The sequence below is a fragment of the Paraburkholderia acidiphila genome (assembly GCF_009789655.1).
In the GTDB taxonomy this organism is placed as follows: domain Bacteria; phylum Pseudomonadota; class Gammaproteobacteria; order Burkholderiales; family Burkholderiaceae; genus Paraburkholderia; species Paraburkholderia acidiphila.
Genome location: NZ_CP046909.1, coordinates 3,034,763 through 3,050,244 on the forward strand (window position 1 = coordinate 3,034,763; position 15,482 = coordinate 3,050,244).

The window sequence follows — 15,482 nt, forward strand, 5'->3', positions numbered from 1 at the left end:
CACTACTTTTCCATGCCGCGTTCGATCAGAACGTTTCCCAGTCCGAATCGTCCGAAGCGGATGCCGCCGTGCTCACGTGCGTCTCGGCGCGCGCAGGCGCAGCCGGCTTGGCGGCTGGCGTTGCTGCGGGCTTTGCCGCGGACTTCGCTGCCGGCTGCACGGCCTTTGCTGCGGCTTTCGCCGTGTCCGCCGAAGCTGACGGCGCCGGCGTTGCCGCCACGGCCGGCTTCGCGACAGCCGTCGCCGCTGGCGTCGTGCGTTTCGCGGCGCCCGACGCTGCCGGCGTCACACGCGCCGGACTTGTGGCGACGCTGCGCGCTTGCGCGCCACCCGTCGTCCACGTGCCGAGCACGTTTTGCAGCTGACGCGTCTGCTCTTCGAGCGACGCCGCAGCCGCTGCGGCCTGCTCCACCAGCGCGGCGTTCTGCTGCGTGACGGTGTCCATCTGCGTGACGGCCCGGTTGACCTGCTCGATGCCGCCCGACTGCTCCTCGGACGCCGCGCTGATCTCACCCATGATGTCGGTCACGCGACGCACGGCCTGAAGGATTTCCTCCATCGTCGAGCCGGCGCGGCCCACCAGCTGCGAGCCGCTTTGCACCTTCTCGGCCGAGTCGTTGATGAGTTCCTTGATTTCCTTCGCGGCGCTGGCGCTGCGCTGCGCGAGGCTGCGCACTTCGCCGGCCACCACCGCGAAGCCGCGGCCCTGCTCGCCCGCACGCGCCGCTTCCACAGCGGCGTTGAGCGCGAGAATATTGGTCTGGAACGCGATGCCTTCGATCACGCTGATGATGTCCACGACCTTCGCGGAACTCACAGCAATGCCTTGCATCGTGTTCACCACTTCGCCCACCACCTCGCCGCCGCGCGTCGCGATATCGGAGGCGTTGACGGCCAGCTGGCTTGCCTGGCGCGCGTTCTCGGCGTTCTGGCGCACGGTGCCGGTGAGCTGCTCCATGCTCGACGCCGTTTCCTGCAGCGAAGCGGCCTGCTGCTCGGTGCGCTGTGACAGGTCGGTATTGCCCATGGCGATTTCACGCGCGCCCACGTCGATCGAACTTGCGCCCGTGTGCACCGCGCTCACGAGCGTGACGAGGCTTTCCTGCATGCGCTTGATCGCGCTGAAAAGACGCCCGATTTCGTTATCGCTGTAGACGTTGACCGTCTGCGAAAGATCGCCCTGGGCGATGCGCTCGAAGCACGTCACGGCGTCCTCGAGCGGCTGCACGATGAGGCCGCGCATGGCGAAGCGGATCGCCACCACGAGCACGAGCGCGATGGCGATTACCACGCCAATGGCGATGCGCATCACGGCGATCTTCTCGTTCGCGGCAGCCTCGCGAGCCTGTGCGCTGTCTTCCAGCGCTTGCGCGAGCGGCCCGGCAACGTTGTCGTAGTCGACGAACATCGGGCTGATCTTCGTGTCGGCGATGGCGTGATAGGCCGGTTGATCGTTTGCGCGCAGGGCCGCGAATTCGGGCTGCACGCCGTCTTGCATCAACGTGGCGCGTTTGGCGGCGAGCGCGTCGAGCATGGCGGCGTCCAGACCGCCCTTCGGCGCGCCCTGGAAGGCTTGCCAGGCGTCGTTGGATTTACCCATCAATTCCTGGGCGCGATCGATCGCCTTCTTCGCATCGTCGGCCTGACCGGCTGCCGTGAGCGCGCTGGCGCGGTCGATCGCGACACGCGTGCGCAGCAGATACGACGACGCGTCGTTCAGTGCATGCATCGCCACCAGATCGCCTCGCACGATCTCGGTGAACGCGTCGCTCGCACGCCCGAGCGCGACGAGCCCGAGTCCGCCGACCAGCACGGTCAGCGCAACCAGAATGACCCCGACACCCGTGAGCGTCGTGCGGATCGACCATCTTTGCAGCATCTCGTTTGCTCCTGTCCTGTGCGAATCGGGGTGGGCTATTGAGCCAGGCGCGGCCGGCAAGGCGCGGCGACGCCCAAGGCCGTGCACGAAGCGCGCGCAAGTACAAGGGCGGCTTGCCGCTCTTTGGCGGCGGCTTATCCGCTCTCTCTCACGCTGGCCTCGCGGCCCCCCGGTTTTACCTCTCGGCGCGTTAAACCAACGCCTCGATCAGAGCCATTTCCCGGCTCGTCATCAGCTTTTCGATATCCATCAGGATCAGCATGCGGCCTTCCACGGTGCCGAGGCCCGTGAGGTACTCGGTCGTGAGCGTCGCGCCGAATTCGGGTGCCGGCATGATCTGCTCCATCTGCAGCGTGAGCACGTCCGAGACGCCGTCCACCACCATGCCGACCACGCGATGCGCGACGTTCAGGATGATGACGACCGTCTGGTGGTCGTACTCGACACGGCCCAGATGGAACTTGATACGCATGTCGACGATCGGCACGATGATGCCGCGCAGGTTGATCACGCCCTTGATGAAGTCGGGCGCGTTCGCGATGCGCGTGACGCTGTCGTAGCCGCGGATTTCCTGCACCTTCAGGATGTCGATGCCGTACTCTTCCGCGCCGAGGGTGAAGACGAGGAATTCCTGACCGCCTGCGTCGGCCTGCAGCGCGTCGCGGCGTTGCGCGCCGGCAAGGGCGCCGTGCGCGCCGTTGCCTTGAATCGATTGGACTTCTGCCACGTTAGCCCCTGAACGGTTGGGAGATGATGGGTTGACTGCGTCCGGTCTTCATAACGATCACGCGAATTCGGCGAACGCACCCGAATTAGCGCTGGCGCTTACGCCATGTGTGGCGCGCGTCTCGCGATTGAGCGCGGCCACGTCGACGATCAGCGCGACGCTGCCGTCGCCGAGAATGGTCGCCGCCGAAATGCCGTGCACCTTGCGGTAGTTCGTTTCGAGGTTCTTCACCACGACTTGCTGCTGGCCGACCAGCTCATCGATCAGCATGGCGAAGCGACGGCCTTCGGTTTCCATGATCGTGACAATGCCCTGCGTCGGGTCGGTGCGCGCGCCTTCGACGTTGAACGCCTGGTGCAGCGCCACGAGCGGCAGATATTCCCCACGCACGCGCACCACGCGGTCGCCGTTGGTGACCGTGTAGATGTCTTCGTGGCGCGGCTGCAGCGACTCCATCACGAAGTTCAGCGGCAGGATGAAGATCTCGCTGCCCACCTTCACCGACATGCCGTCGAGAATCGCCAGCGTGAGCGGCAGCACGATACGCGTGGTGCTGCCCTTGCCCGCGTGCGAGGTGATCTCCACGTGGCCGCCCATCGCCTGGATGTTTCGCTTGACCACGTCCATGCCCACGCCGCGGCCCGACACGTCGGTCACTTGCTCGGCGGTCGAGAAACCCGGCAGGAAGATGAGGTTCCAGACCTCGTCGTCGGACATGGTGTCGCTGACCTGCATGCCCTGCTTGATCGCCTTCGCCAGAATCTTGTCGCGGCGCAGGCCCGCGCCGTCGTCGCTCACTTCGATCACGATGTTGCCGCCGTGGTGCGCGGCGGACAGCACGAGCTGGCCCGTGGCGTCCTTGCCCGCGGCGCGGCGCGCTTCCACGGTTTCGATGCCGTGGTCGAGCGAGTTGCGCACGAGGTGGGTCAGCGGGTCGATGATGCGCTCGATGAGGCTCTTGTCGAGTTCGGTCGCCTGACCGAAGGTGACAAGCTCGACTTCCTTTCCGAGCTTCGCCGCGAGATCGCGCACGAGGCGCGGGAAGCGGCTGAAGACGTAATCCATCGGCATCATGCGGATCGACATCACCGCTTCCTGCAGGTCGCGCGCGTTGCGCTCGAGCTGCGCCATGCCGTTGTAGAGACGGTCGTGCAGCGCCGGGTCGAACGTGCTGGTGGTTTCCGCCAGCATGGCCTGCGTGATGACGAGTTCGCCCACGAGGTTGATCAGCTGATCGACCTTTTCGACGCCCACGCGAATCGAGCTGCCTTCCGCCGAAGCCGCCGCGGCAGCCGGACGCGCCTTGCGCTCGCCTTCGGCTTGCGCGGGCGCGCTCGCGGGCGGGCGAGGCGCTTCGAGTTCCGGATGCGGCGCGGGAGGCGCGGCGGGAACCACGGCGCTCGCCGCGGCTGCGGGAGGCGCGGCCGGCACCGGCGCGGCAGCAGGCGCTGCGGCGGGAGCGGCTGCCTCCGCCGGTTGCGCGTCGCCTTGCGGCGCGGCGCCACGGCCGATCGAAATCTGTTTCTCGTCGATCACGAAGCAGCACACCGCGATGATGTCGTCGGACGTCACATCGGTTTCGAGCCAGAGCGTGAGGTCATCGCCGGTCTTCACCTGGCCGATGATGCGGCCGAGGTTGCCGAGCTCCTCGACGAGCAGCTCCTGGTCCTTCGCGTCGACGGCGCGCAGCGTGACGCGCAGGTGCGGACCTTCCGCGCCCGCATCGCCGCTGGCCGCGGGCGCCGAGGCTGCCGCATCGATCGCCTCGCTCACGACGTGTTCGGGTGCGCCCGAGCCGCCAGCCGACAGCGTGCTATGCATTTCGAAAGCGGCTTCGAGATCTTCTTCCGAATCGCCGGCGCTCGCCTGCGGGGCCGGCGCGGGCGCGGGGGCCGGCGTGGGTTCAGGCGCGGCCGCGGGCACGCCGCGGCTTTCCGCGTACAGGCGCTCGAGCTTCGTGCGCACGGCGGCGGCCGCTTGCGCGTCGGGCTCGGCGCTCGCGCGGTAGGCGCCGAGCTGGTCGGAGAGCACGTCCTTCGTTTCGAGGAACGTGTCGATCATGTCCTTGCGCAGCACGAGCTCGTTGTTGCGAGCGCGGTCGAGCAGCGATTCGAGAATGTGGGTCGTCTCGGTCAGGGCCGTGAAGCCGAACGTCGCCGCGCCGCCCTTGATCGAGTGCGCCGCGCGGAAGATCGCCGCCAGATCCTCGGGATCCGGGCGACCGACGTTCAGGTTCAGGAGAAGCTGCTCCATCTGCGCGAGCAGCTCGTCCGCCTCGTCGAAAAACGTCTGATAGAACTGAGTGATGTCGAGAGTCATTGCTCTTTCACCGCGTTAATTGCCTGGGGGTGCCTGGGGTTGCCTGGTCGGTCGCCGCGCGGCACCTCAAGGGTGGGCCTCGCCGAGTGCGCTCGCCAGATCGACGAGCAGCTCGGGGTCCACCGGTTTTTCGATCCAGCCGGTCGCGCCTGCGTCGCGCACAGCTGCCTTGAAGCCTTCATCCGATTCCGTGGTCAGCACGAGGATGGGCGTTTCGAAGTACGAAGGATTCGCCCTCAACTGCTTGATCAGGTCGAGCCCGCCCATACGCGGCATGTAAAGGTCGGTGAGCACGAGATCGAAGCGCTGGGCGAGCGCATGCTCGAGCCCTTCTTCGCCGTCGCTCGCCACCGTCACTTCGTAGCCAGCCGAGCCGAGCGCCGCACGCAGGATCTCCCGCATGGACACCGAATCGTCGATCGCCAGAATGTTCCTGATCATCCGTTCCTCGTTGTCATTGCGCTGCCGGCGCTGCCGTTGTTCCCACCGCCGGCGCCACGCTTACCGCGGGCGCCATCGATGTCGCCGCCGGTGTGGCCAACTTCGGCGCGATCGCCACCGGGGCCGGCGCCGCCCTGACCGGCACGGCGTCCGGCGTGAGCCCGGGCAGGCTCTTGCCCGAACCCGCTGCGTCGTCGGACAGCGTGGTGGTGGTCGAGTCGTCGTGCATGAGCGCGTCTTCGGACTTCTTGTTCAATACGATGATGCTGATGCGGCGGTTTTCCGGGTCGAGCGGGTCGGCCTTGTTCAGGTTCTGCGTCGAAGCGAGACCGAGCACGCGCAACACCTTCGATTCGTCCATGCCGCCCGCGATCAGCTCGCGGCGCGAAGCATTCGCGCGGTCCGCGGAAAGCTCCCAGTTGCTGTAGCCCTTCTCGCCGCCCGCGTAGGGCACGGCGTCGGTGTGGCCTTGCACGACGATGCGGTTGGGCACGTCGTTGAGCGTCTTGCCGATCGCCTGCAGGATGTCGCGCATGTACGGCTCGACCACATCGCGCGCGGTGGCGAACATCGGGCGCTTTTGCGAGTCGACGATTTCGATGCGCAGGCCCTGCAACGTGGAGTCGATGCGGATCTGCTGCTTGAACTGGCGCAGCACCGGGTTCGCTTCGATCGCCGCCATCAGCTTCACCTGCAGATCGTGCAGGCGCACCTGCTCCTTGCGCTCGAGCGAGCCTTCGAGCTGCTTCGTGGCGTCGTCGTCGTTGTGCTTCGACTGATTGCGCTCCGAGCGCTCGGTCGCGCCGTCGCTGCGCCGCGTAACGCCCTGGTCCTGCGACGAGATATCACGGCCGCCGCCCTTCAGGATGCTCGAGTCTTCCGCGCTGCGATCGCCGCCCCAGAGCGTGATCTTCATCGGCTGGTTGAAGTAGTCGGCGATACCCTTCAACTGCACCGTCGAAGCCGACGAGAGCAGCCACATCAGCAGGAAGAACGCCATCATCGCGGTCATGAAGTCCGCGTACGCGAGCTTCCATGCGCCGCCATGATGGCCGGCCTTCTTCGGCGCGGCGCGCTTGACGACGATTGCGCGGTCCTTGTTGTTGCTCATGGGCCGGTCCTTACTTCGCCTTCACGCGGCGCACGTGCTCTTCGAGTTCCGTGAACGACGGACGCTCGGTCGAGAACAGCACCTTGCGGCCGAACTCCACGGCAATGGCCGGCGCGTAGCCATTCAGGCTCGCGAGGATCGTCACCTTGATGCACTGGAACATCTTGGTCGACTCGGTCACGCGCTGCTCCGCGAGGCTCGAGAGCGGGCCGATCAGGCCATACGAAAGCAGAATGCCGAGGAACGTGCCCACCAGCGCCTGGGCGATCATCTCGCCGAGAACCGCGGGCGGCTTGTCGGCGGACGCCATGGTGTGAACCACGCCCATCACCGCCGCGACGATACCGAACGCCGGCATCGCGTCGCCCACCTTCGCGAGCGCATGGGCGGGCGCCTCGCCTTCGGCGTGGTGCGTTTCGATTTCCTCGTCCATGAGGCTTTCGATCTCGAAGGCGTTCATGTTGCCGCCCACCATGAGACGCAGGTAGTCGGTGAGGAATTCGACGATGTGGTGGTCGGCCAGGATCTTCGGATACTGCGTGAAGATCGGGCTCTTCTGCGGATCGTCGATATCCGCTTCGAGCGTGAGCGTGCCTTCCTTTCGCGCCTTCGCGAGCAGGACATAGAGCAGCGCGAGCAGCTCCATGTACACGTCCTTGTTGTATTTGGCGCCCTTGAACAGCGTGGGAAGCACGCGCAAGGTGGCCTTGATGGTCTTGATGCCGTTGCCGAGGATGAACGCGCCGACGCCAGCACCACCGATCATGAGCAATTCCATCGGCTGCATGAGCGCGGCCAGATGGCCGCCCTCGAGTGCGTAGCCGCCGAAGACGCAAAGGATCGTCAAGAGGGTTCCAACGATAATCAGCACTGCCGGGTCCTCACAAGAAATGCGCCGCGAACCGCCGTCGGCCCGCGCCCTTAGCTGGGTTTACGGCAACGGCGCGAAAAACTTTGGGATTGAATGGGCGCGGATCGCAAGCCGGCCGGGCGTGTGCCGTCCGCCGTGCCTGCGCATGACGGATGAATCTGGGGCCGGTTCGCGAAGCCGCGTGGGAAGGGGTTGTTGTTTGCGCCTGTGACGATGCGACATCGCCTTCGGCCATTGCCGTTCGCGGTGTCTGCGCAGCGTTGGCGCAGACACGGGCCGGGTTTATCCGGAGTCCCGGCCTGCACGCTCACGATCTGGCACCATCGAACGACCTCGAGCCGCGTCGATCTGCCTCAGGCGGCGATCTGCGACGCAAGCGCGTTGCGCCGCGTGCGGCCGGCTCGCGACGGCGGCTGGCACAGCCCGCAGACGAAGCCGCGCTGCGGGTCGTGCGCGTGGGCCACGTAGCGGCCGCCGCAACGGCTGCAGGGCGTCATCTGCAGGAGTCCGGAGGTGAAGTAGCGCACGAGCGTCCAGGCGCGGGTGAGGCTCAGCGCGGGCGTTTCGTCGTGCAGGCGCAGGTGCTCGAGATAGAGCCGGTAGCTCTTCACGATGGCGTGAATCGGCTCGCAGCGCGCGTGGCGGTTCATGAACACGAACGTGTTGTAGAACAGCGAGGAATGCACGTTGGGCTGCCAGGTCATGAACCAGTCGGTCGAAAACGGCAGCATGCCCTTGGGCGGCGACTCGCCCTTCACTTCCTTGTAGAGCCGGATGAGCCGGTCGCGCGAGAGCGAGGTCTCCGCTTCGAGCAACTGCAGGCGCGCGCCCAGCTCGATCAGCTCGATCGCAAGCGCGATCTCCTTTACCTCCTGCACCACACTCTTTGTCGCCATAGACACCCGTTGAAAGCCGCAAAGGAATGCGCTTGTCCCTGCCGCCGTTCGCCTGGCAGCAAGGGTGCAATGCGCGGCCGCGCGCTGCGGCGCGGGGTGAAGCGGTTCAGCCGATCTGCTCGACGTCCTGGCCCGCCATGATGATCGCCGAATGGGTCAGCGCGGTTTTGCCCTTGTCGGCAAGCGCGCTCAGGATGGCGTGGTCGTCGAACCGGAAGCGGCAAAGCAGCTGGTTCGAAGCGGCAAGGCGTACGGTCTGTGCGAAAGAGAGATTCGCGAGCACCTCGGCGGACTGCTCGGAGATGCCCATGCGGAACATGCCTGTCGGCTTGTCCTCGCGCAAAAGACGTTGCGCGAGCAACAGGTACGACAGGTTCACTTCCTTGATCTCATTGAGCATGTCGCTGTGCGTCGTCGCGCTCATGGATTCCCCCGAATCAAATCGCGGCGGCTGGTCGGACCGCCTGCGGAAAACGTTTGCTCGCCCAGATGCAACCCGAGTGCATCCGAACGGCCTGTTTATGGTCGTGGGTGCATTGTGGCTGGGGCGCGAACAAATGGAAATCGGACGGATGCCGCGACGCGTTGCGAGAAAAAGCTTCGCTAACGTGTAGGAATTATTCTGACAAAGAGGCGGGAGCGGCGGTGGGAGGCGGCGCGCGTCATGTCATGCGCATACGCCGCGTAATTGTCTGCCGATTATAGGCTTTTTCACGGATGCGTCACGCGCGCGTGCTATCGCCGCAGGCGCAGCCCTCGCGCCAACGCCTTGCGACCCTTGTTTGGAGGCGTCGGGCACGAGACTTGCGCAGACCGCGCCCAGGCCACGTCACGCTTTGCAATGGCCTCTTACATCCGCTGTATCCCGCTGTAACAACATTAAGCGTTTGCAAAACCGCGTGTAACGGGCCACGAAATGTCCATAATCGAACTCAGGGATAACCCGATACCGCAGTACCGCCGCAGTGCCGCATCACGGAGTTCATTGCACATGCGGCTTTTTTGCCAGGAGATCGAACAATGCGAATCGCACAAATTGCGCCACTTTATGAAGCCGTTCCGCCCAAGCTTTATGGCGGCACCGAGCGCGTCGTGTCCTATCTGACCGAAGCGCTGGTCGACCTCGGCCACGACGTGACGCTATTCGCCAGCGGCGATTCGGTCACCTCGGCAAACCTCGAAGCCGCCTGGCCGCGTGCACTGCGCCTCGACCCGACAATCCGCGACGCGCTGGCGCCGCACATGGTGCTGCTCGAGCGCGTGCGCCGCGTTGCGCACGAGTTCGACGTGCTGCACTTTCACCTCGACTACCTGCCGTTCCCGCTCTTCACGACCATGGACACGCCTTTCGTCACGACGCTCCATGGCCGCCTCGACCTGCCGGAACTGCAACCGGTATTCGAGCAGTTCCCGAGCGCACCCGTGATCTCCATTTCGGACTCGCAGCGCCAGCCGTTGCCGCAGGCCGCGTGGCAGAACACGATCTATCACGGACTGCCAAAGAACCTGCTCACGCCGCAAACCGACCGCAAGCCCGAGTACCTGGCTTTCCTCGGCCGGATCTGCCCGGAAAAGCGCGTGGATACGGCAATCAGGATCGCCGCGCTCTCCGGCCTGCCGCTGAAGATCGCCGCCAAGGTCGACAAGGTCGACCAGGCATACTTCAAGACCGAGATCGAGCCGCTACTGTCGCAGGCCCACGTGGAGTTCATCGGCGAGATCAACGAAGAGCAGAAGCCCGCGTTCCTTTCGGGTGCCAAGGCGTTGCTGTTCCCGATCGACTGGTCCGAGCCGTTCGGCCTCGTGATGATCGAGGCCATGGCGTGCGGCACGCCGGTGATCGCCTTCAATCGCGGCTCGGTCCCGGAAGTGATCGACCCGGGCGTGACCGGCTATGTCGTCGAAGACGTGCACGGCGCCGTGGCCGCGCTTCAGAATATCGATTCGCTTTCGCGCGAGGCGATTCGCAACCAGTTCGAACACCGCTTCACGTCGCACATCATGGCCGGCAATTATGTCGACACGTATACGGCGCTCATCGAAGCCGCCCAGCGCCCGGTACTGCGGCGTGTGGCCGCTGGCTGAGTGCGAAGCATTCCGATTTTCGCGGTAAATCCAGACAAATGGACGACGTGAATCGTTTGCGAGTCGCCGAATAACGCCATTACGCGTTGATTACAGGCGACGCACAAAAAAGAGCCGCATGAATCATGCGGCTCTTTTATTGCGTTTGCGGTTGCAGCGGTTTGGCGGCCGAATCGTCCCTCGCCCGCCGCGTGTCTCACGCGATCAGGTAGCGTTCGCGGTTCTTGCCCGCGATCCACTTGGGCGGCTTGCCGCGCCCGCTCCAGGTCGCGCCGGACTTGGGATCCTGATAGCGCGCGGGCAGCGGCGCCTTCTTCGGCGGACGCCCGCGACGCGCGGCCTCGGCAAAGCCCAGGTCCTGGGCGGACAGGCCGTACTCGGCGATTTTTTCCCTGATTGAGGCGATGACGTCCGCGATCTCCGTGCGTCGCGCCTCTTCGGCCTGAGCCTGGAGTTTTGCGATCTGCGCCTTGAGTTCTGAGTATTGCGACATTGCTATTCCCCCTTCATTGCTCATGAAACCGACTCGATCGGAGATTAGACGCAAATAACGGAATTCGCAATCGCTATTAATACTGCTTTATCACTCCATTTCCCAAATTAAAGATCGACTGCTTCTGGCGCAATTGCATACACATCGATCGCAATAATTCGATCAATTACGTCAAAATTGACAATCCTTGACAGCATCGAAAAAGACGACTGCCTAGAATCTGGCATTTCCCGGTGCCGGTGCTTTACGCGGCCCCTTCAAAAATCGACTTTTCGAGGTGTCATGCAATGCACTTATCCAAGCGACTCATTGCCGAACTGATCGGCACTTTCTGGCTCGTACTCGGCGGCTGCGGCAGCGCCGTCCTGGCGGCCAACTTCGCCGGCCCGGTTCACGGGCTCGGCATCGGCTTCGTGGGCGTGTCGCTCGCGTTCGGCCTGACCGTGCTCACCATGGCCTTCGCGATCGGCCATATTTCGGGCTGCCATCTGAACCCCGCTGTGAGCGTGGGCCTGACCGTAGCGGGCCGCTTCCCGGCGCGCGACCTCGTGCCCTATATCGCCGCACAGGTGGTAGGCGCGGTGATCGGCGCGTTCGTGCTTGCGCTCATCGCAACGGGCAAGCCCGGTTTCGACCTCGTCGCCAGCGGCTTCGCGACCAACGGCTATGGTGAGCACTCGCCGGGCCACTACGCCATGGGCGCCGCGTTCGTGTGCGAAGTCGTCATGACCGCGTTCTTCCTGTTCGTCATTCTCGGCGCAACCGACAAGCGCGCGCCCGCAGGCTTCGCGCCGATCGCCATCGGCCTGTGCCTCACGCTCATTCACCTGATCTCGATTCCCGTCACCAATACCTCGGTGAATCCGGCACGCTCGACCGGCCCCGCGCTCTTCGTGGGCGGCGAGGCCATTTCGCAGCTGTGGCTGTTCTGGCTCGCGCCGATCGTCGGCGCCGTGATCGCCGGTATCGTGTACCCGGCGGTGGCGGGGCGGCGCGAAGCGGTAGCGGCTGTCGCCGTGCGCGAAACGGCCTGACGCGTTCTCATACGTGACGAGTGCGCGGCTCGGACCACGCCGGATCGCGAGACTTTCATCGTGCAGCAGCAAACGGGCGCTTCAGCGCCCGTTTGTCTTGATGCCGCGGGCGCTGCAAGTGCGGCGCCGGTGCGCGGCTGACCTGGCCCGCCGTGGCCGCGCTGCTAGAATCGGACGACCTTCCCACTGTCTAGTCACCTGGAGCATCACGCCCAGCATGAAGCGCTCACGCCCCCGGCCAATCCGGCTCGCCCCGACGCTCGCCGCAGGGCTAAGCGCACTGGTCTGCGCTTGCGCGCCGCTGCCGCAGGCAAGCGGGACCGCCAACGGCGGCGAGGCGACGCAAACGAACGCGGGCAATGCGCCTGCCAGGCGCAGTCCGCAAGACGCGCGCGACGTCGAAACGCTCATCTTCGTGAGGCATGGCGAAAAGCCGCCAGAGGGATTCGGCCAGCTCAACTGCAAAGGGCTGAACCGCGCGCTCGCGCTGCCGGCGGTGATCGCAGCCAAGTACGGCAAACCCGACGCCATCTACGCGCCCAACCCCGGCGAGCAGAAAGAAGACAACGGCCATTCGTACTATTACGTGCGTCCGCTGGCCACGATCGAGCCGACCGCGATCCAGTTCGGCATGCCGGTCCAGACGCCGTATGGCTATTCGAAGATCGACGAACTGCAAACAACACTGGTCGATCCGCGCTGGCGCGGCCGCACCGTGCTCGTTGCCTGGGAACATCGGGAAATCGAGACGCTCGTGCGCCGCGTTGTCGTCACGCATGGCGGCAGCGCGAGCGACGTGCCGCGCTGGGAGAGTGCGGACTTCGACAGCATCTACGTCGTGCGCATCGACTGGAGCGGGGGCGCCGCAAGCGCGCGTTTCTCGCACGAGCGCGAAGGGCTCGACGCTCGCGCGGACGATTGCCCGTGCGCGCAACTGCCCGACGCGCAGTAACTGTCCGGATCGAATCGCGAAAGCGGCGACGGCGCGACTGGCGCCGCGCCTTTACCGCAGCCTGCGATTACGCGAGTTCGTCGTCAAGCGCGAACAGCTTGCGCAGATGATGCGCGACACCGGCTTCGAAGTTGTTGCCGATGCGCGGCACCGAAGGCAGCCGCTTGATGAGATCGGGATTGGCGTTGTTCATCATGAACGGATGTCCCGCCGTTTCGAGCAGATCGATATCGTTCATGTTGTCGCCGAATGCGACGCAGCCCGCGGCGTCCACGCCGAGCCGGTCGAGCACGACACGCAGCGCACGGCCCTTCGACACGCCGGCCACCATCACTTCGAGACAATCGGGCAGGGAGTAGGTGACATAGAGCGCGTCGCCGAACTCGCGCGCGAGATTCTGCGCCACGTGTGCGAGATCCGCCGGGTCGCCGATGTAAAGCGCCTTGGCAATGCCTGCGCCCGCGTAGTCGCGCAGGTCCGCCACGCGATACTCGAAGCCCGAGTCCTGGTGATATGCGAGCAGTTCGGGCGCATCGCGGTCGATGAGCCAGGCGTCGTCGGTATAGATGCTCACGATCACGCGGCCATGTTCGCCCACGGTGTCGGCGGCAACGAGACGCTCGACCATGGGGGCGCTCAGATTACTCGCGTGAATTAGCGTGTCGTCGGGTGCGTGCACGCGCGCGCCGTTCGCGGTGATGAGATACGGCCGGATGCCGAGCACGTCGCGAATGCCGGCGACATCGCAATAATGGCGGCCGGTCGCGATCACGAACGGAAGCCCCTGTGCCTCGAGGGCGCCCAGCGTGGCAACCGTGAACGGATCGACCTGATGGTCGCTATTGAGCAGCGTTCCGTCGAGATCGGTTGCAATGACCTTGTACATGGTGATCAGGCGCCTGGCGGAAAACGGACAATCGTAGCATCTGTAGCGAAACGATGACCTTGACCTACGTTCCCGCCCCTTGCTGCGCGCGACTCAGTTGCCTGCAGCGGCGTGCGCCAGCCGGTCGGCTTCCATCTGCGCGAGCCGCAGCGCGCCGGTCGTGGAATCGGCGAGCGGGGCGCGCAGGCGGTCGCGCACAGCTTGCGGCACCCACTCGCGCAGCGGCTGCCCGAGGCCCCCAGAGAGCGCCGCAGGCAGGCTGCCCGACGGGTCGAGCGCCGTGACGAGCTTCGCGATCTCTACGCCCGCTTCGGCGAGGAGCCTCGCGACGAACGGATGTTCGCGATGCGCGAGGACGACCGGCGCGAGGCTGGCATAGGCAGTTTGATTGGCTGCGCACTGCCACACGATGAGGCTGTCGCGATCGGTCGCGCGCGCGTGTGCGAGCAGGGCCCGCGCGAAGTCGTCCATGGGCGCGCGCGCGTCGAGGGCCTGTTGCGCCCAGACGATTGCGCGCAGGCCGAACCACGCGCCGCTCGCTTCGTCGCCCGAGGGAAAGCCGAAGCCGCCCGCAATGCGGCATTGGCCGTCCTCACCGAGCACCGCTGCAATGCTGCCCGTGCCCAGGGCGACCACGACGCCCGGCGCGCCGCCGTGCGCGCCCAGCAGCGTCGTGTAGGCGTCGCTTTCCACCGCGAGTCCGGCCACCGGGGGCGCGGCAGCGAGAAACGGCGCCAGCCAGTCGGGATTATTCACGCCTGCGAGCCCGCAGCCGAGCACGCATTGCGACCAGTCGAACGTCGCGCCCGCCTGCGCGAAGGCAGCACGGCACCCTTGCTCGATGGATTGCCAGGCGCGTTCGATACCGAGCCCGAGTCCCGACGGGCCCGCGGCCGCTCGCGCGAGTTCGACGCCATGGGTGTTGCCGAGCGCGATGCGCGTGCCCGTGCCGCCGCCATCCACGCCAATCAACCAGGTGTATTTCTGCATGATGTCCGCCGCGCTTCGCGCGCATGTGAGTCCGGCTTGTGAGTCCGGCTGGAAAGCCAAAAAATCCGTCGTGCCGCAGAGACTAACCGCTTCCCTGAGTTCGCACAATCGGCCATCCGGCCAGGGTGGCGGCACGGCACCGATCCGCTATGCTTGCGTGGCCTGAACGACGTCTCGCAAGGAGAACTTACCGTGACACACCGCTGCAACTGGGTATCGGCCGGCGCGTCGCCGCAGTATGTGCAGTACCACGACGAAGAGTGGGGCGTGCCGTCGCGGGACGACCAGCACCTGTTCGAAATGATCGTGCTCGAAGGTGCGCAGGCGGGACTCTCGTGGTCCACGATACTCAACAAGCGCGAAGGCTATCGCCGCGCCTTCGCCAACTTCGACATCGCGAAGGTCGCGCGCTTCACGCCCAGGCACGTCGAGACACTCATGCAGGACGCCTCGATCGTGCGTAACCGGGCCAAGATCGAAGCCGCCATCGCCAACGCCCGCGCCGTGCAGCAAATTCAGGCCGAGCACGGCTCGCTCGCGAAGTTCGTCTGGTCGTTCGTGAACGACACGCCCATCCAGAACGACCTGGCGTCGTATCGCGACGCACCGGCCTCCACCGAAGTCTCGGACGCCCTTAGCAAGGCACTCAAAAAATACGGCTGCAAGTTCGTTGGCACGACGATCTGTTACGCGTTCATGCAGGCAGTCGGCATGGTCAACGACCATGAGCGCGATTGCATGCGCCGCGAGGCTTGCGCCGCGCTTGGCAAGAAGAAGCGTCGGGCCTGAGCGCGGCGA

The 15,482-nt window shown here is 65.3% G+C and carries 15 protein-coding genes; 4 read left to right on the forward strand and 11 right to left on the reverse strand.

What is annotated here, in order from left to right; genetic code table 11:
- Positions 1-25 precede the first annotated feature (25 nt).
- The 8 genes from FAZ97_RS13860 to flhD form a co-directional block, all read right to left on the reverse strand.
- Positions 26-1,879, reverse strand: coding sequence for a methyl-accepting chemotaxis protein (locus FAZ97_RS13860; RefSeq protein ID WP_158758896.1), 1,854 nt, complete (start codon positions 1,877-1,879; stop codon positions 26-28).
- A gap of 190 nt (positions 1,880-2,069) precedes the next feature.
- Positions 2,070-2,606 (reverse strand): chemotaxis protein CheW, encoded by a 537-nt coding sequence (gene cheW, locus FAZ97_RS13865; RefSeq protein WP_042265902.1) that lies wholly within the window; start codon positions 2,604-2,606, stop codon positions 2,070-2,072.
- A gap of 57 nt (positions 2,607-2,663) precedes the next feature.
- On the reverse strand, positions 2,664-4,925 hold the full coding sequence (gene cheA, locus FAZ97_RS13870) for a chemotaxis protein CheA (protein WP_158758897.1): 2,262 nt from the start codon (positions 4,923-4,925) through the stop codon (positions 2,664-2,666).
- 66 nt (positions 4,926-4,991) lie between these two features.
- Entirely contained in the window at positions 4,992-5,366 is a 375-nt protein-coding gene (locus FAZ97_RS13875) for a response regulator (RefSeq protein WP_158758898.1), read from the reverse strand.
- A gap of 13 nt (positions 5,367-5,379) precedes the next feature.
- Positions 5,380-6,477, reverse strand: coding sequence for a flagellar motor protein MotB (gene motB / locus FAZ97_RS13880; RefSeq protein ID WP_158758899.1), 1,098 nt, complete (start codon positions 6,475-6,477; stop codon positions 5,380-5,382).
- A 10-nt stretch (positions 6,478-6,487) separates the two neighbouring features.
- Positions 6,488-7,348 (reverse strand): flagellar motor stator protein MotA, encoded by an 861-nt coding sequence (motA, locus tag FAZ97_RS13885; RefSeq protein WP_042265911.1) that lies wholly within the window; start codon positions 7,346-7,348, stop codon positions 6,488-6,490.
- 353 nt (positions 7,349-7,701) lie between these two features.
- A complete protein-coding gene (flhC, locus tag FAZ97_RS13890) occupies positions 7,702-8,244 on the reverse strand; it encodes a flagellar transcriptional regulator FlhC (RefSeq protein WP_158758900.1) in 543 nt (180 codons plus the stop codon).
- A 106-nt stretch (positions 8,245-8,350) separates the two neighbouring features.
- A complete protein-coding gene (flhD, locus tag FAZ97_RS13895; RefSeq protein WP_028203344.1) occupies positions 8,351-8,668 on the reverse strand; it encodes a flagellar transcriptional regulator FlhD in 318 nt (105 codons plus the stop codon).
- A 596-nt stretch (positions 8,669-9,264) separates the two neighbouring features.
- On the opposite strand from flhD, the gene FAZ97_RS13900 reads away from it, so the two are divergent.
- Complete coding sequence (locus tag FAZ97_RS13900) at positions 9,265-10,329, forward strand: glycosyltransferase family 4 protein (RefSeq protein ID WP_158758901.1); 1,065 nt, start codon at positions 9,265-9,267, stop codon at positions 10,327-10,329.
- A gap of 196 nt (positions 10,330-10,525) precedes the next feature.
- Here the strand turns inward: FAZ97_RS13900 and FAZ97_RS13905 are convergent, their stop codons facing one another.
- The gene (locus FAZ97_RS13905) at positions 10,526-10,822 is read right to left on the reverse strand and encodes an H-NS histone family protein (RefSeq protein WP_158759177.1); all 297 of its coding nucleotides are present in this window, start codon (positions 10,820-10,822) and stop codon (positions 10,526-10,528) included.
- A 287-nt stretch (positions 10,823-11,109) separates the two neighbouring features.
- Between FAZ97_RS13905 and aqpZ the strand changes: the two genes are divergently transcribed.
- Entirely contained in the window at positions 11,110-11,856 is a 747-nt protein-coding gene (gene aqpZ, locus FAZ97_RS13910) for an aquaporin Z (protein WP_158758902.1), read from the forward strand.
- 217 nt (positions 11,857-12,073) lie between these two features.
- Positions 12,074-12,808, forward strand: a complete 735-nt coding sequence (locus FAZ97_RS13915) for a histidine phosphatase family protein (RefSeq protein WP_233271594.1) — start codon at positions 12,074-12,076, stop codon at positions 12,806-12,808.
- 67 nt (positions 12,809-12,875) lie between these two features.
- Here FAZ97_RS13915 and FAZ97_RS13920 read toward each other — a convergent pair whose 3' ends face one another.
- Together FAZ97_RS13920 and FAZ97_RS13925 are read right to left on the reverse strand one after the other, a co-directional pair.
- Positions 12,876-13,694, reverse strand: coding sequence for a Cof-type HAD-IIB family hydrolase (locus FAZ97_RS13920; protein WP_158758903.1), 819 nt, complete (start codon positions 13,692-13,694; stop codon positions 12,876-12,878).
- Positions 13,695-13,787: 93 nt separating this feature from the next.
- On the reverse strand, positions 13,788-14,684 hold the full coding sequence (locus FAZ97_RS13925) for a BadF/BadG/BcrA/BcrD ATPase family protein (protein WP_158758904.1): 897 nt from the start codon (positions 14,682-14,684) through the stop codon (positions 13,788-13,790).
- A 192-nt stretch (positions 14,685-14,876) separates the two neighbouring features.
- Here FAZ97_RS13925 and FAZ97_RS13930 point away from each other — a divergent pair, with 192 nt between their 5' ends.
- The gene (locus tag FAZ97_RS13930) at positions 14,877-15,473 is read left to right on the forward strand and encodes a DNA-3-methyladenine glycosylase I (protein ID WP_158758905.1); all 597 of its coding nucleotides are present in this window, start codon (positions 14,877-14,879) and stop codon (positions 15,471-15,473) included.
- Positions 15,474-15,482: the final 9 nt, after the last annotated feature.

Coding starts and splice junctions, on each gene's coding strand:
- flhC (WP_158758900.1), bottom strand. CDS start 8,244: ATGGCGACAAAGAGTGTGGTGCAGGAGGTAAAGGAGATCGCGCTTGCG.
- FAZ97_RS13915 (WP_233271594.1), top strand. CDS start 12,074: ATGAAGCGCTCACGCCCCCGGCCAATCCGGCTCGCCCCGACGCTCGCC.
- FAZ97_RS13905 (WP_158759177.1), bottom strand. CDS start 10,822: ATGTCGCAATACTCAGAACTCAAGGCGCAGATCGCAAAACTCCAGGCT.
- aqpZ (WP_158758902.1), top strand. CDS start 11,110: ATGCACTTATCCAAGCGACTCATTGCCGAACTGATCGGCACTTTCTGG.
- FAZ97_RS13900 (WP_158758901.1), top strand. CDS start 9,265: ATGCGAATCGCACAAATTGCGCCACTTTATGAAGCCGTTCCGCCCAAG.
- FAZ97_RS13920 (WP_158758903.1), bottom strand. CDS start 13,694: ATGTACAAGGTCATTGCAACCGATCTCGACGGAACGCTGCTCAATAGC.
- motB (WP_158758899.1), bottom strand. CDS start 6,477: ATGAGCAACAACAAGGACCGCGCAATCGTCGTCAAGCGCGCCGCGCCG.
- FAZ97_RS13925 (WP_158758904.1), bottom strand. CDS start 14,684: ATGCAGAAATACACCTGGTTGATTGGCGTGGATGGCGGCGGCACGGGC.
- FAZ97_RS13860 (WP_158758896.1), bottom strand. CDS start 1,879: ATGCTGCAAAGATGGTCGATCCGCACGACGCTCACGGGTGTCGGGGTC.
- flhD (WP_028203344.1), bottom strand. CDS start 8,668: ATGAGCGCGACGACGCACAGCGACATGCTCAATGAGATCAAGGAAGTG.
- FAZ97_RS13875 (WP_158758898.1), bottom strand. CDS start 5,366: ATGATCAGGAACATTCTGGCGATCGACGATTCGGTGTCCATGCGGGAG.
- cheA (WP_158758897.1), bottom strand. CDS start 4,925: ATGACTCTCGACATCACTCAGTTCTATCAGACGTTTTTCGACGAGGCG.